Source organism: Roseburia sp. AM16-25 (assembly GCF_003473825.1).
Classification (GTDB): domain Bacteria; phylum Bacillota; class Clostridia; order Lachnospirales; family Lachnospiraceae; genus Pararoseburia; species Pararoseburia lenta.
The window spans coordinates 162,714-177,624 of the sequence record NZ_QUCW01000004.1 but is presented as its reverse complement, the minus strand read 5'-3'; the positions used below and the strand labels follow the sequence as shown (position 1 = coordinate 177,624).

Annotated in this window: 12 protein-coding genes; 11 read left to right on the top strand and 1 reads right to left on the bottom strand. The window is 46.5% G+C overall.

The window, feature by feature from the left end; translation table 11 throughout:
- Positions 1–138: 138 nt before the first annotated feature.
- Positions 139–2,004, top strand: coding sequence for a family 43 glycosylhydrolase (locus DW183_RS10930; RefSeq protein WP_118282037.1), 1,866 nt, complete (start codon positions 139–141; stop codon positions 2,002–2,004).
- A gap of 68 nt (positions 2,005–2,072) precedes the next feature.
- Here the strand turns inward: DW183_RS10930 and DW183_RS10925 are convergent, their stop codons facing one another.
- Positions 2,073–3,299, bottom strand: a complete 1,227-nt coding sequence (locus DW183_RS10925) for an argininosuccinate synthase (protein WP_118282036.1) — start codon at positions 3,297–3,299, stop codon at positions 2,073–2,075.
- Between the two features lie 313 nt (positions 3,300–3,612).
- On the opposite strand from DW183_RS10925, the gene argC reads away from it, so the two are divergent.
- From argC to DW183_RS10875, 10 genes are all read left to right on the top strand, one after another.
- The gene (argC, locus tag DW183_RS10920) at positions 3,613–4,680 is read left to right on the top strand and encodes an N-acetyl-gamma-glutamyl-phosphate reductase (RefSeq protein WP_118282035.1); all 1,068 of its coding nucleotides are present in this window, start codon (positions 3,613–3,615) and stop codon (positions 4,678–4,680) included.
- 94 nt (positions 4,681–4,774) lie between these two features.
- Positions 4,775–5,206 carry a GNAT family N-acetyltransferase gene (locus DW183_RS10915; RefSeq protein WP_243069570.1) on the top strand — a complete coding sequence of 144 codons (432 nt, stop codon included), beginning with the start codon at positions 4,775–4,777 and terminating at the stop codon, positions 5,204–5,206.
- Positions 5,207–5,219: 13 nt separating this feature from the next.
- Positions 5,220–6,443 (top strand): bifunctional glutamate N-acetyltransferase/amino-acid acetyltransferase ArgJ, encoded by a 1,224-nt coding sequence (argJ, locus tag DW183_RS10910; RefSeq protein ID WP_118282034.1) that lies wholly within the window; start codon positions 5,220–5,222, stop codon positions 6,441–6,443.
- 39 nt (positions 6,444–6,482) lie between these two features.
- Complete coding sequence (gene argB, locus DW183_RS10905) at positions 6,483–7,382, top strand: acetylglutamate kinase (RefSeq protein ID WP_118282033.1); 900 nt, start codon at positions 6,483–6,485, stop codon at positions 7,380–7,382.
- Positions 7,375–8,577: an aspartate aminotransferase family protein gene (locus DW183_RS10900; RefSeq protein WP_118282032.1), complete on the top strand. Its 1,203-nt coding sequence runs from the start codon at positions 7,375–7,377 to the stop codon at positions 8,575–8,577. The genes argB and DW183_RS10900 overlap by 8 nt, the downstream gene beginning before the upstream one ends.
- A 126-nt stretch (positions 8,578–8,703) precedes the next feature.
- Positions 8,704–9,300 (top strand): helix-hairpin-helix domain-containing protein, encoded by a 597-nt coding sequence (locus DW183_RS10895; protein WP_118282031.1) that lies wholly within the window; start codon positions 8,704–8,706, stop codon positions 9,298–9,300.
- An 11-nt stretch (positions 9,301–9,311) separates the two neighbouring features.
- Complete coding sequence (locus DW183_RS10890; protein WP_118282030.1) at positions 9,312–10,004, top strand: response regulator transcription factor; 693 nt, start codon at positions 9,312–9,314, stop codon at positions 10,002–10,004.
- Between the two features lie 9 nt (positions 10,005–10,013).
- The gene (locus tag DW183_RS10885; RefSeq protein ID WP_118282029.1) at positions 10,014–11,507 is read left to right on the top strand and encodes a sensor histidine kinase; all 1,494 of its coding nucleotides are present in this window, start codon (positions 10,014–10,016) and stop codon (positions 11,505–11,507) included.
- Between the two features lie 33 nt (positions 11,508–11,540).
- Positions 11,541–12,491: a GerMN domain-containing protein gene (locus DW183_RS10880; protein ID WP_118282028.1), complete on the top strand. Its 951-nt coding sequence runs from the start codon at positions 11,541–11,543 to the stop codon at positions 12,489–12,491.
- A gap of 7 nt (positions 12,492–12,498) precedes the next feature.
- Positions 12,499–14,868, top strand: a complete 2,370-nt coding sequence (locus tag DW183_RS10875) for a DNA internalization-related competence protein ComEC/Rec2 (protein ID WP_118282027.1) — start codon at positions 12,499–12,501, stop codon at positions 14,866–14,868.
- Positions 14,869–14,911: the final 43 nt, after the last annotated feature.

Here is a 14,911-nt window from a genome sequence, read left to right as displayed (position 1 = left end):
TGGATAATAGCATAGAACTTTACTGTTTTTCAAGAGTTATCTTCTATTCCTTAGACTCCTTTACAAGTACAATGGATATCATCTTGGAACTATACATAATGCTTCTGGAATAAAAGGTAAAAAGAGGAGGAGAAAAGGATGTATTATTGCAATCCGATCAATATACCCTATCGCTATCAGTATGTAAAAAAAGACGATCGGGCGGTCATTTATAGAGAGGCGGCAGATCCGTCACTGGTAGTATTTCATGGAAAATACTATATGTTTCCATCCATGACAAAAGGATATTTAGTCAGCGAGGATATGGTAAATTGGCAAGTGAAAAAATTGCAGGGATTACCGGTTTATGATTATGCCCCGGATGTGCGCGTGATGGGGGAATACTTGTATTTCAGTGCATCCCGCAGAGATGCCAATTGTGATTTTTACCGGACAAAAGATCCGGAATCAGGTGTCTTTGAAAAAATAGAGGGGACTTTTGATTTTTGGGATCCGAATCTCTTTGTGGATGATGACGGACGTGTCTATTTTTACTGGGGATGTTCCTCTGTGGAACCGATTTACGGTGTGGAACTTGATCCAAAGACTATGAAACAGATTGGCCAGCCGATGGCTTTATTTGATAATCATAAGAATGATTATGGCTATGAACGTGTGGGAGAGGATCATAATGAACAGAAGCGGAGAGATATGGCATTTGAGCAAATGCTTATTCAGGGGTTGAGTGCACAGTTTGGGAAAAATCCGAGTGAGGTAGCAGACGTATATGAACTGATAGAACTTTTGCCAGAGGAAAGACGCCTTTTTATGGAACGCTTATTAGGTCCAACACCGAATATGGAAGGGGCGTGGATGACCAAATATCAGGGGAAATACTATCTGCAATATGCAGCAGCAGGAACAGAGTACAATATTTACCCGGATGGAGTTTATGAAGCAGACCACCCATTGGGACCTTTTACCTTGGCAAAAAACAATCCGTATTCATATAGCCCGGGAGGGTTTATGCCGGGAGCAGGACATGGATCAACAATGCAGGATCTAAAAAATAATTGGTGGCATACAGCAACGATGCGCATTTCCTGCAATCATGAATTTGAACGACGTCTTGGCCTCTGGCCGGCAGGATTTGATAGGGATGGAGAACTTTTCTGCAATCAACGTTACGGAGATTGGCCGATTCTTCTGGATGAAAATAAGGAGCAAGATCCGTGGAGAGAACCGGATTGGATGCTTTTATCCTATGGAAAACAGGTTAAAGCATCGAGTCAGAAAGAAGCAGGAAAATCTGCCGCCAATGTGGTTGACGAAAATTGTCAGACTTGGTGGAAAGCCTTGGATGAAGACAGCCAACCGTGGATTATGGTTGATCTGGGGAAAGCAATGGATATTCATGCTATCCAACTTAATTTTATGGATGATCATAAGGAAGTGGACATGCCGCAAGAGAGGATGGAGAAAGAGAATCCGGAGGAGTTGACCGAGCGTATCAAGGGAAGTCGATATATTGAAGATGAACTGGATCCGATCAATTATCTGTTAGAGGGCTCAGAAGATGGAAAAAACTGGGAGACACTGGCAGATAAAGAACAGGTAACAACAAGTTTGCCACACGATTTTTTGGTATGGGAGCAGGGAATTATGTATAGATTTATCCGGGTTACGGTCGTAAGTCAGCCACATGAACCGAGTGCCTGCATGGCAGGGATCCGTATTTTTGGACTTGGTGATGGGCAAGCCCCGGCGCCGGTTACGGATGTAACGGCGGAGAGAATAAGCGGCACAGATATGAATCTGGCATGGAAGGGGAGTGCAGTTGGGTATGAGATTCTCTGGGGACATGAAAAAGATAAATTGTATCACAGTTATCGGGTTTTTGGAGATAAGGAAAAAACCATACGTGCATTAGTTTCGCAGATGTCACAGTATTATGTGCGCATTGATGCTTTTAACGAAAATGGCATCACCCATGGTAAATGCCTGCCTGTTAAAAATAAAATGTAATCATTAAAAATACCCATCACAGTTTGTTTTTACTGTGATGGGTATTCTTATCATAGGCACCTTTTAGGTTATTTTGCCTTATTCTTTTCTAATTCCTGCATCTTCATAGCACGAACCTTGAGCGGAAGACCAAAGAGTGTGATAAAGCCTTCAGCATCATGGTGATCGTAGAGATCTCCGGTCGTGAAACTTGCAAGTGACTCACTGTAGAGTGAGTATGGAGAAGTAGTACCGGCTTTGATGATGTTGCCCTTGTATAACTGGAACTTGACTTCGCCTGTTACGTATTCCTGGGTAGAAGTAACGAAAGCCTGGATGGCTTCGCGCAGTGGGGTAAACCATTTACCTTCGTAAACGACCTGTGCTAATTTGTTGCCCATGTCTTTCTTGACTTCCATGGTAGCACGGTCAAGTACCAGTTCCTCTAACTGAGAATGTGCTTCCATGAGGATGGTTCCGCCCGGTGTTTCATATACGCCACGGCTCTTCATACCAACAACACGGTTTTCTACGATATCTACGATACCGATACCATGTTTGCCGCCCAGGCGGTTCAATTCACGGATGATGTCGGAAACTTTCATCTTTTTACCATTGACAGAAGTAGGAATACCCTTTTCAAAAGTCATAGTAACATATTCGCCCTGGTCAGGAGCCTTCTGTGGTGTAACGCCCAGAACTAACATATGATCGTAATTTGGCTCTAAAGAAGGATCTTCGAGTTCCAGACCTTCGTGACTGATATGCCATAAGTTACGGTCACGGCTGTAAGACTGGTCGGTAGAGAATGGAAGATCAATGCCGTGAGCCTTGCAGTATTCAATCTCGGATTCGCGGGAATCCATCTTCCACTTGTCATCACGCCAAGGAGCGATAACCTTGATGTCAGGGGCAAGAGCCTTGATACCGAGTTCAAAACGGATCTGGTCATTTCCCTTACCGGTAGCACCGTGACAGATGGCAACGGCTCCCTCTTTGCGGGCAACTTCCACTAATTTCTTTGCGATGCCCGGACGAGCCATGGAAGTACCGAGCAGATATTTATTCTCATAAACCGCACCTGCCTGCACACAAGGAATGATATAATCATCACAAAATTCATCCGTGATATCTTCGATATATAACTTGGAAGCACCGGATAATCTGGCACGTTCTTCCAATCCGTCCAATTCTTCGCCCTGACCGCAGTCGATACAGCAACATACGACATCGTATCCGTAATTCTCCTTGAGCCATGGGATAATGGCTGTGGTGTCCAGCCCGCCTGAGTAGGCTAATACTACTTTTTCTTTCATAATGAAATGTTCCTCCTTATTGATAGGCACGCGATCGTGCAATTTGTATCTGAAATATCGTCTTTTCTCTTACATCAGACCTAGAAATAATATACAACAAATACTTTGGCAGTGCAAGTGTAAAAATATACATTTTAAAAGAATAAATAAACATGGCAATGTACAAAAACTCACAAACTAAACAAAGAATAAAAAACGTGGTGCATAAATATTCATTAAAATTGTCAAAAACTTACATTTTCCTCTTTACGAACAGGGGAGAATGTACTAATATGAAAAAAGAGATTTTTCGATTAAGAAAAGAGGGCGAAAGATGATAAAAGCAGGAATTATTGGAGCAACCGGTTATGCAGGCGGTGAACTGGTCCGCCTTTTGCTAGGACATAAAGAAGTAGAGATTGTGTGGTATGGTTCCCGTTCTTATGTGGACGAGAAATATGCACATGTCTATCGTAATATGTTTGATATTGTGGATGCAACCTGTCTGGACGATAATCTGCAGGAACTGGCAAGACAGGTGGATGTGATCTTTACGGCAACACCGCAGGGTTATCTGGCATCCATATTGACAGAGGAGATCCTGAGTCAGGTTAAGATCATAGATCTGAGCGCGGACTACCGCATCAAAGATGTCGCTACTTATGAAAAGTGGTATGGTATCACACATAAGAGCCCACAGTTTATAGAGGAAGCGGTTTACGGTCTGTGTGAGATCAATCGCGACAAGATGCAGGGTGTGCGTCTGGTAGCCAATCCGGGCTGTTATACGACCTGTTCTATTCTGACGACCTATCCATTTGTCAAAGAGGGACTGATCGATCATCACACCCTGATCGTAGATGCTAAGTCCGGTACATCCGGCGCGGGCAGAGGGGCAAAGGTACAAAACCTTTTCTGTGAAGTCAATGAGAATATGAAGGCATACGGTGTAGCGACACACCGCCATACCCCGGAGATCGAGGAACAGTTGGGCTATGCCTGTGGGGAGGACGTGACCATTTCCTTTACACCGCATCTTGTGCCTATGAACCGTGGCATCTTGGTAACGGCATACGCTTCCTTAAAAAAGGTGGCTTACCCAGATGGGCATGTTGACTATCCGACCGAGGACATGCTGCTGGATGTTTATCACAAGTATTATGATAAGGAATATTTTGTGCGTGTTTTAGAGGCTGGCATGACACCGGAGACCAAGTGGGTAGAAGGTTCTAATTTTGTGGATGTCTGCCTGAAAGTGGATCCGAGAACGCACCGCGTGATCCTTATGGGCGCACTGGACAATCTGGTCAAGGGCGCAGCAGGACAAGCCGTACAGAATATGAATCTTTTGTTTGGCTTTAAAGAGCAGGAAGGATTGGAACTGGTTCCTATGTTTCCGTAAAAATGTGATAGTAGATCAGGAGAAGAAAAGATTGACAGAAAAAATGAGACAGAATAAGGATTTTCGATTGCCGGAAGGAGTGCAACTCCGCACTATGGAAGAAGGAGATTTTGCTGAGGTGCATGCGCTGTGGATGCAGATCAACGGATTTGCCATTCGCAGTATAGATGATTCCAAGGAAGGCGTTTTACGTTTTATCAAGCGAAATCCGACCACCAGTATCGTGGCTGAGGCAGATGGCAGGATCGTGGGTTCCATTCTTTGCGGGCACGATGGCAGACAGGGATGCTTCTATCATGTCTGCGTGGCAGAGGGCTACCGCAAGCACGGCATCGGAAAAGCCATGGCAACGACCTGTATGCGGCGTCTGCAGGAGGAGGGCATCAATAAGATCTCTCTGGTGGCATTTAAGGACAATGCCCTTGGCAATGCCTTCTGGAATGAGGAAGGCTGGAAATTGCGCCAGGACCTGAATGTATATGATTTTATTTTAAATGAAGAAAATATAACACGATTTAACAAATAAAGGAGTGGCAAAGATGGAAAAGATAGATGGCGGAGTTACCGCAGCAAAGGGCTTTCTGGCAGCGCACACCGCAGCCGGGATCAAATATCAGGGCAGAGACGACATGGCTATGATCTATAGCAAGGTGCCGGCGGTTGCAGCAGGTACTTTTACCCGCAATGTGGTAAAGGCTGCACCGGTCAAATGGGATCAGCAGGTGGTAGGGGAGAGTCCTTTCGTTCAGGCGGTAGTCATGAATGCCGGGATCGCCAATGCCTGTACCGGACAGGAAGGCATGGGCTATTGTAAGGAGACGGCTGACGCGGCAGGATCTGCACTTGGGATCCCGAGTCAGGCAGTCTTAGTCGCATCGACCGGTGTGATCGGCATGCAGCTGCCTATGGATCGTCTGCGCGCGGGCATTGGGGCAATGGTGCCTAAGTTAGAGGACACGCGGCAGGCAGCAGCCGCAGCCGCACAAGCCATCATGACGACCGATACCCACAAGAAGGAAGCGGCAGTGACCTTTACGGTGGACGGAAAGATCGTGACGGTCGGCGGTATGAGCAAGGGAAGCGGTATGATCCATCCTAATATGTGTACCATGCTTGCTTTTATCACAACGGATCTGGCAATCTCCCACGAACTTTTGCAGGAGGCACTCAGCAGCGTTGTGGACGACACTTACAATATGATCTCTGTGGATGGCGATACTTCCACCAATGATACCTGTCTGGTGCTTGCTAATGGTATGGCAGGCAATACTGAGATTACGGAGAAAAATGCTGATTATCAGGCTTTTGTAGAAGTTCTTTTTGAAGTCAACAAGACACTTGCCAAGATGATGGCGGGCGATGGTGAAGGCGCGACCGCCTTATTCGAGGTCAAGGTCATAAATGCTTCCAGCAAGGCAGAGGCAGTGACCCTCGCCAAATCTGTCGTTACATCCAGTCTGACCAAGGCAGCGATCTACGGTCATGATGCCAACTGGGGCAGGATCCTTTGCGCGCTGGGTTATGCCGGTGTGGACTTTGATCCGGAAAAGGTAGATCTCTACTTTGAGAGCAGCAATGGCAGATTAAAGATCATAGAAAACGGTGTGGCAACCGGTTACAGTGAGGAAGAAGCCACAAAGATCTTGACGGCAGATGCTGTGACAGCCATCTGCGATATGAAACAGGGGGATGCCGAGGCAACTGCCTGGGGATGCGACCTGACCTATGATTATGTCAAGATCAATGCCGATTATCGTTCTTAATGAAGAATGTCATAGATCCGCGATAAGGAGGATACAAAAGTGGAAGAAAAAAATATGCAGGAAGTCATGGAAAAGGCACAGGTTCTGATCGAGGCTTTGCCTTACATCCAGCGTTTTAACCGAAAGATCATTGTTGTAAAGTATGGCGGAAGTGCCATGATCGACGAAGAATTAAAAAAACATGTTATTCAGGATGTGACACTTTTAAAACTGGTCGGATTTAAGCCAATCATCGTACATGGCGGCGGTAAGGAGATCAGCCGCTGGGTTGAAAAAACAGGCATGCAGCCGGAATTTGTCAACGGACTCCGCAAGACGGATGCTGCGACCATGGAGATCGCAGAGATGGTCTTAAATAAGGTCAACAAGTCTTTAGTACAGATGGTCGAGGAACTGGGGGTCAATGCCATCGGTATCAGTGGCAAGGATGGCGGACTGCTGCGTGTAGAAAAGAAATATTCCGACGGTCAGGATATCGGCTATGTAGGTGAGATCACAGAAGTCAATCCAAAGATCTTAGAGGATCTTCTGGAACGCGATTTTCTCCCGATCGTCTGCCCGATCGGTATGGATGCCAATTATGAGACTTACAATATCAATGCGGATGATGCGGCTTGTGCCATTGCGCAGGCAGTACAGGCAGAAAAACTGGCATTCTTGACGGATATCGAGGGTGTCTATAAAGATCCTGCGGACAAATCAACGCTGATCTCAGAATTGACCGTATCCGAAGCAAGAGAACTGATCGCAGACGGCTTTATCGGTGGCGGTATGCTGCCAAAACTGAATAACTGTATGGAAGCGATCGAAAAAGGGGTTTCCCGGGTACATATTCTGGACGGGCGTATCGCACACTGCCTGCTTTTGGAGATCTTTACCAATAAGGGAATCGGAACGGCTATTTTAGATGATAAGGAGAAAAAGTTTAATCATGAATAAAGAAGAATATATTGCTACAGCAGAAGAATCTTTGTTCCATGTCTACAATCGGTTCCCGGTCGTATTTGAAAAGGGGAACGGTGTGCATATCTATGATACGGATGGCAAGGAATATCTGGATTTTGCATCCGGGATCGGCGTTATGGCATTTGGTTACAATGACGGCGAATACAAACAGGCACTCATGGATCAGATCGACAAGATTACCCATACCTCCAACCTCTACTATCATCCGCCAATGATCTCGGCAGCCAAAAAACTTTGTCAGGTATCCGGCATGGATAAGGTGTTCTTTACCAACAGTGGTGCTGAGGCGATCGAAGGAGCCATTAAGACTGCCAAGAAATATGCTTATCTGCGCGATGGATTTGCCGGACATGAGATCATTGCCATGGAACATTCTTTCCACGGCAGGACAGTGGGATCCTTGTCTGTGACCGGTACGGAGCACTACAGAGAACCATTTTTACCGCTGATGGATGGCGTGCGTTTTGCCAATTTTAACGATCTGGATAGTGTCAAGGCACAGATCACGGACAAGACTTGTGCCATTATCATGGAGACTGTGCAGGGCGAGGGTGGTCTGTATCCGGCAGAAGCGGACTTTTTACAGGGTGTCCGGGATCTGTGTGATGCGCATGATATCTTATTGATCTTAGACGAGATCCAGTGCGGCATGGGCAGGACAGGCTACATGTTTGCATGGCAGAAATACGGTGTAAAGCCGGACATCATGACCTGCGCAAAAGCACTTGGAGCAGGCGTGCCGGTCGGCGCCTTTGCACTCACCGACCGCGTGGCAGAGCACTCTTTGGTACCGGGCGACCATGGTACAACTTACGGAGGCAATCCGCTGGTATGTGCGGCAGTTGATAAGACACTGGATATGATGGAAAACCGCCATATTACTGACCATGTCAAAGAACTGACGCCATATTTTGAAAAGGCATTGGATGGTCTGGTCGCAAAATATGACTTTATGACAGGCAGACGTGGCATGGGACTCATGCAGGGCATTGTGATCGATGCGCGTATCCCGGTTGGTTCTATTGTGACAAAGGCACTGGAGGCAGGGCTGATCGTGCTCTCCGCAGGTGGGAATGTCTTGCGACTTTTGCCGCCACTGGTCATCGAAAAAGAAGATATCGATCATATGGTAGAAATTTTGACCGGGGTTTGTGACATAATTTCGTAAAACTCTTGTAATAATTGACGCTTTTGGATAAAATGATTTGCATAGCATTCATGTTTCCTTTCAGCGATCCAGAGGGGGTAGCAGACATTGCTGCTCCCTTTTCTTATTGTTTGAAAGGAGTGTAAAGTGAAAAAACAAATCATACTACTTGGTATTGTAGTTCTTATCTTGCTAGGATGTACGGCTTGCAAGTCTACATCTTATTTAGAAAAGCAGTCTGATCTTTCTAGTGAGGACACATCAGAAGATGCGACGGATTCCGCGGACACAACAGAAGAGACAGAGAAAAAGACAGAGATCTATGTGCAGATCAGTGGGGCAGTGGCAGATCCCGGTGTTTACACTTTTCCTGCAGACAGCCGCGTGTATGAACTGATCGAGGCTGCGGGCGGTCTGCTGCCGGAGGCGTATGATGTCTCTTTGAATCAGGCGGAGCGGCTTTCGGATGGGCAGAAGATCCATGTCTATACCAAAGAGGAAGCGGCAGAGGGGCTGGCACCGACAGAGGAAAGTTCTTCGACATCGGATGGAAAGGTCAACATCAATACGGCTTCCACGGAGGAACTGACAAGTTTAAAGGGAATCGGACAGACCAGGGCAGAAAGCATTGTCGCCTATCGGCAGGAGCACGGAGCCTTTGCGGCAGTGGAAGATCTAAAAGCAGTATCCGGGATCGGTGATGCGACCTATCAAAAGATCGCAGATGCAATTACAGTGAATTGAGGTTTTGAAAAATGGCAAAAAAAGTATTAGTGGTGGATGATGAAAAATTGATCGTAAAGGGGATCCGCTTTAGTCTGGAGCAGGACGGCATGGAAGTGGATTGTGCCTATGATGGACAGGAAGCGCTGGATAAAGCCATGGCAACACCATACGATATGATACTTTTGGATGTGATGCTGCCAAAGATGGATGGATTTGAAGTCTGCCAGCGTATCCGTGAATTTTCCAATATGCCGATCGTTATGCTGACGGCAAAAGGGGATGATATGGATAAGATCTTAGGCTTAGAGTATGGTGCAGATGATTATATCACCAAGCCTTTCAATATCTTAGAGGTCAAGGCGCGTATCAAGGCCATCATGCGCAGAACGACACCACAGGTCGTCAAGGAACAAAAGATCACAGAGATCAAAAGCGGAGATTTTACCATCAATACAGAAAACCGTCGTCTTTTTATTTTAGATCAGGAGATCAATGTGACCTCCAAAGAATTTGATATGCTCTTACTTTTAGTGACCAATCCGGGCAAGGTCTACAGCAGGGATGAGTTGCTCCGTGCTATCTGGGGCGAGGACTATCCGGGAGATGCGCGTACCGTGGATGTGCATATCCGGCGTCTGCGTGAGAAGATCGAGCCAAATGCCAGTGAACCAAAGTATGTGCACACCAAGTGGGGGGTAGGCTACTACTATCAGCAGGTTTAGAGGTAGGACATGAAAAAACAGAAACTCAAAGAAATGATCAAAAGTCTTAGGGCACATATTGTAGTGGTGGTCCTTTTGGTGGGGATCCTGCCTGCTACGCTGTTTTCTGTGCTTTTTTCCAGTTTATATGTGAGACGCTCCGTGGAGAGCGACGTGACGGACATGGTTGCCAATGGACAGATCTTAGGTAAGCAGATCATGTCGAGCGGCTATCTGAATGAAAAAGATTCCAAAAATGTAGATGAGCAACTGAGTGCCTTGTCTTTGACCTATTCCGGTAGAATGATGATCGTAAATTCTTCCTTAAATGTCATCAAGGATACCTATGGGGTGGACGAGGGCAAGACGATCGTCTGGTCGGATGTCATCACGGCATTTACCGGCAAGACGGCATCCTATTATGATAAGGAAAATGCTTATCTGGTAGTAGCCATACCCATTTTATCTACGAGCAAGGATGATAATGAAGTCTTAGGGGTACTGGTGATGAATAAGTCCATGACTTATATCACGACCAATCTGGAATATTTCCAGTCGGTAGCCATCATTACCCTCTTGGTCTTATATGTGGTCGTGATCGCACTGGCGATTCTTTTTTCCGGCCGCTTTACCAGACCTTTTAGAAAACTTGGTACAGCCATTGAGGCAAGGGAAAAGGGCAGCGATAACGGAGAGGAGATCGCCGTAGATGATTATACGGAGTCGGCTGAGGTTTCCAAAAAATTAAACAGCCTGATCGCCCGAATGAAGGTGGTGGATGAGTCCCGACAGGAATTTGTATCCAATGTGTCACATGAATTAAAGACACCGCTGACTTCCATGAAAGTGCTGGCAGATTCCTTGAACGGACAGGATAATGTGCCGGTGGAACTCTACCGGGAATTTATGGCAGATATCGGCGAGGAGATCGACCGCGAGACCAAGATCATCAATGATCTTTTAAGTCTGGTCAAGATGGATCGTGCAGCGGCATCTTTGAATGTGTCCGCTGTCAATATGAATGAGTTGATTGAACTGATCTTAAAACGCTTACGACCGATCGCGGAAAAGCAGCAGGTCGAGGTCGTTTTTGAGAGTTTCCGTCCGGTTGCGGCTGAGGTGGATGAAGTCAAGATATCCCTTGCAATCACCAATCTGGTCGAAAACGGGATCAAGTACAACCAGGAGGGAGGCTGGGTGCATGTGTCCTTGAATGCAGACCATCAGTATTGCTACATTAAGGTCGAGGATTCCGGTATGGGAATCCCACAGGAGAGTCTGGACTTTATTTTTGAAAGATTTTACCGTGTGGATAAGTCACATTCCAGAGAGATCGGTGGTACTGGTCTGGGACTTGCCATCACGAAAAATGCCATCACCATGCACAATGGCGATATCAAGGTACATAGCGTCCTGGGTGAGGGAACCATGTTTGATGTGCGTATTCCGCTGAACTATATCAGCCCACAGAATAGTGCCGGAAGCCATAAAAACAGAAAACAGCATAAGATGGTACATGATTAAGGCAGGAAGCAATGTGATGAGGAGCACACTTCTATGAAAAAAAGAGGGATCGGGTGTCTCATGGCGCTCGTTATGCTATGTGGTCTGCTGACGGGATGTGGCGGATCCAAAGAAAAAGAGAATATGAAGATCTATTATATCAATGCCTTGGGAGATGGGATCGGTGCTGTCGGTTATCATATGGATGCGACAAAGACGGATGCTATGATCGATGAAGCCTTACAGGCACTTGCCACAGATCCGGACAGTGTCGACTATCGCAAGACGATCTCAGACAGTATCAAGATCACAGACCGTGTTCTGGATAATGGACTGCTCAGTCTGTATTTTGACCGGGAATATGAGGAATTGACCGGTTATACGGAGGTTCTGATGCGGGCAGCCATTGTAAAGACTTTGGTACAGATCAAGGGAATCGACAGTGTTGCCTTTTATGTTGGCGAAGATCCGCTTCTGGATGCCAACGGCTCGCTGGTCGGCAGTATGAATGATGATACTTTTATCAATGACTACGGTGCAGAGACCGGAAGCCTGGAAAAGACAAAACTGACATTGTACTTTGCCAGTGCAGATGGGCAGTCTTTGGTCAAGCAGGAAAAGGATGTTTATTACAATAAGAATGTAGCCAGAGAGCGCCTGATTATGGATTATTTGCTCAAGGGACCGGATTCGGATGATGCTAAGTCCGTTTTTCCATCCGGGACAAAGATCTTAAATGTAACGGTGACAGACGGTGTCTGCTATGTCAATCTGGATTCGGCATTTTTAAAGACGCCAACCGGGATCAACAGCAATGTTGTCTTGTATGCGATCGTCAATTCTTTGACGGAACTGGATAACATCAATAAGGTGCAGATCCTGGTAGACGGTGCGCAGAGCACATCGGATTCTACTCTGGAATTTTCACTGGGAACATCTTATGAAAGAGATACATCTATGGTCATGCAGGCGGTAGAGCGTGACCTGATGAAAGAAGGAGACTAAGGGGATCATGTTAAGAAGAAATCTATGCCAGATCGGCATGGCATTTCTCCTTGGGGTTGGATGGAAAATATATGACAGCCTTTACTGGTGTCCGGCTTTTGCGGTCTATGTTCTGTGGCTTTTGCTGGGGCTTAGACCATATTTGCCGGTAAACATGCGAAAGAGGCGGATGCTGTTTTGGTGTATGGCATTTCTTTTGGGAAGCATCTGGGGCATGAGGGCAGTAGAAAGGCAGAAGAACATTCAGGATTTCTTGGCAGATGCAAAAGAGATCGAATTTCAAGGGGAGATCTACAAGAAAGAGAAAAAGGCGGATCAGCCAATCTATTATCTGCGGGATGTCATCCTGCGGGATCAAAAAGAGCAGATGACTTGCTCATCAGTTATTCTTTATCCGGGATCGGATGATGAAATCATAGGAAGCATTTATATAGGAAAGGCAAGGATACAGGCATTTCGACAGGCGCGTAATGACGGCAATTTTGATGAATTGTCCTATTATGAGAGTAGTGGGATCGCCGCAAAGTTGGAAGAGACAGCAAAAATAAAAAGCATAGTCCCGCGTTTTTGTCTGCGGCAGGTCTTATATGATCTGCGTGGAAATATGGCGCGCTCGTATGAAAACTGGCTGCCGGGCGAGGAGAGCGGTGTCATGAAAACGCTGGCATTGGGGGAGCGTGACGGACTGGATGCCGAGGTCAAGTCTTTATATCAGATGGCAGGACTGTCGCATATTTTAGCCATATCAGGTCTGCATATCTCGGTCGTTGGCATGGCAATCTATAATTTCTTACGACGCAGGGGCACAGGCTTCTTTACCGCCGGTATCCTTGCGGGGAGCCTGGTGGTCTCCTATGGCATCCTTTGCGGTATGGGAAGTTCGACCAAACGTGCTGTTTTTATGTATGGGATCTATCTTCTGGCAAATGTCTTGGGGGAGGTCTATGATTCGGGCAATGCCCTCATGCTGGCAGGGATTGTTCTGGTCGTGCAAGATCCGCTTTGTATGAAAAATACTGGGGTTATCTTTTCTTTTGTGGCTGTACTTGGTGTTATTTCCTTTGCATCACCTCTGGTGGAAGTGGTAAAAGGGAAGGCAGTGGATGCTTTTGTCTTTTCACTGGGGCTACAGTTGTTTACCCTGCCGCTTGTGGCAAGGTTTTATTATGAAATCCCGCTATACAGTATCTTTTTAAATCTGGTACTACTTCCTTTGCTGGGGCTTTTGCTGGGCTGTGGACTGATCGGTGGGTTGGTAGGTCTTTTTTGGCAGGGGCTGGCGGGCAAGATCCTTACGATCTGTCATGTGCTCCTGTATTTTTACGAATGGATGGCAGATCTGACCCTGCGTCTGCCGGGGGCAAGACAGATCGTGGGCGCTCCGGCATGGGGAAGGATCTTTCTCTATTATGGGCTTTTATATCTGGGACTTTTTTTGCTCAAGGGTAAAAATGGCAGGACGAAGGAAAAGAAGAAGGAAAAAGTGGGGCGCAGATATGGGCAGGCTCTGCTTTGCGGACTGATTGGACTTGTATTTTTGTTCTGTCCCAAAAAGACGCAGAATCAGATGGTCATGCTGGATGTTGGACAGGGGGATGGCATTTATCTGCAAAGTAGTGCCGGCGATCATTTTTTTATAGATGGGGGAAGTACGGATGTGACCAAGGTCGGCACGTATCGGATCCTGCCTTTCTTAAAATACCATGGCATCCGCAAGATAGACTACTGGTTTGTGTCCCATACGGATCTGGATCATATCAACGGCTTGCAGGAGTGTCTGGAGAGGGGTTATGAGATCGAGCACCTGGTCTTTGCTAAGGCGCAAAAGGAGGGGGTGGAAGATGGGGATGCCATGGAGAAACTGATACAGACGGCAAAAAAGCAGGGAAGCCAGATCCTTTATATGGAAGTGGGAGATCGGCTGATCAGCGGAGACCTGAGACTGCAATGTGTCGGACCGACTCAGGCGATCAGCAGGGATTTTGCCGCGGATTGCAATGCCATGAGCCTTTGTCTTTTATTGACCTGTGGAGATTTTCAAGGACTTTTTACCGGAGATATAGCCATGGACCAGGAAGCGTCTTTGGTGGCAGAGGTTCAAAGCGCGCTTGAAGAGAATGGGACGTTGGTCTTTTTAAAAGTGGCGCACCATGGCTCGAAGTATTCCAGTGGCGAGGACTTTTTGGATGCCTTGGCTCCGAAGATTGCCTTGATCTCCTGTGGAAAGAATAACTCTTACGGACATCCCGGCAAGGAGACCTTGGAGCGCTTGGAAGATGTGATGGGAAAAGATGATATTTATATCACTATGGATGCAGGACAGATCCGAATTTTATTCGATCAGGAAAGCCCTGCCCAAGTAAAATTTGCAAAATGATCATAAAACGGTAAAGCATTCATATATTAGACTATGGCTGAAG

What these genes read in the sequence shown, in the direction of transcription:
- DW183_RS10930 (WP_118282037.1), top strand. Translation starts at nt 139, where the DNA reads ATGTATTATTGCAATCCGATCAATATACCCTATCGCTATCAGTATGTA.
- argC (WP_118282035.1), top strand. Translation starts at nt 3,613, where the DNA reads ATGATAAAAGCAGGAATTATTGGAGCAACCGGTTATGCAGGCGGTGAA.
- DW183_RS10885 (WP_118282029.1), top strand. Translation starts at nt 10,014, where the DNA reads ATGAAAAAACAGAAACTCAAAGAAATGATCAAAAGTCTTAGGGCACAT.
- DW183_RS10915 (WP_243069570.1), top strand. Translation starts at nt 4,775, where the DNA reads ATGGAAGAAGGAGATTTTGCTGAGGTGCATGCGCTGTGGATGCAGATC.
- DW183_RS10875 (WP_118282027.1), top strand. Translation starts at nt 12,499, where the DNA reads ATGTTAAGAAGAAATCTATGCCAGATCGGCATGGCATTTCTCCTTGGG.
- argJ (WP_118282034.1), top strand. Translation starts at nt 5,220, where the DNA reads ATGGAAAAGATAGATGGCGGAGTTACCGCAGCAAAGGGCTTTCTGGCA.
- DW183_RS10880 (WP_118282028.1), top strand. Translation starts at nt 11,541, where the DNA reads ATGAAAAAAAGAGGGATCGGGTGTCTCATGGCGCTCGTTATGCTATGT.
- DW183_RS10925 (WP_118282036.1), bottom strand. Translation starts at nt 3,299, where the DNA reads ATGAAAGAAAAAGTAGTATTAGCCTACTCAGGCGGGCTGGACACCACA.
- DW183_RS10900 (WP_118282032.1), top strand. Translation starts at nt 7,375, where the DNA reads ATGAATAAAGAAGAATATATTGCTACAGCAGAAGAATCTTTGTTCCAT.
- DW183_RS10890 (WP_118282030.1), top strand. Translation starts at nt 9,312, where the DNA reads ATGGCAAAAAAAGTATTAGTGGTGGATGATGAAAAATTGATCGTAAAG.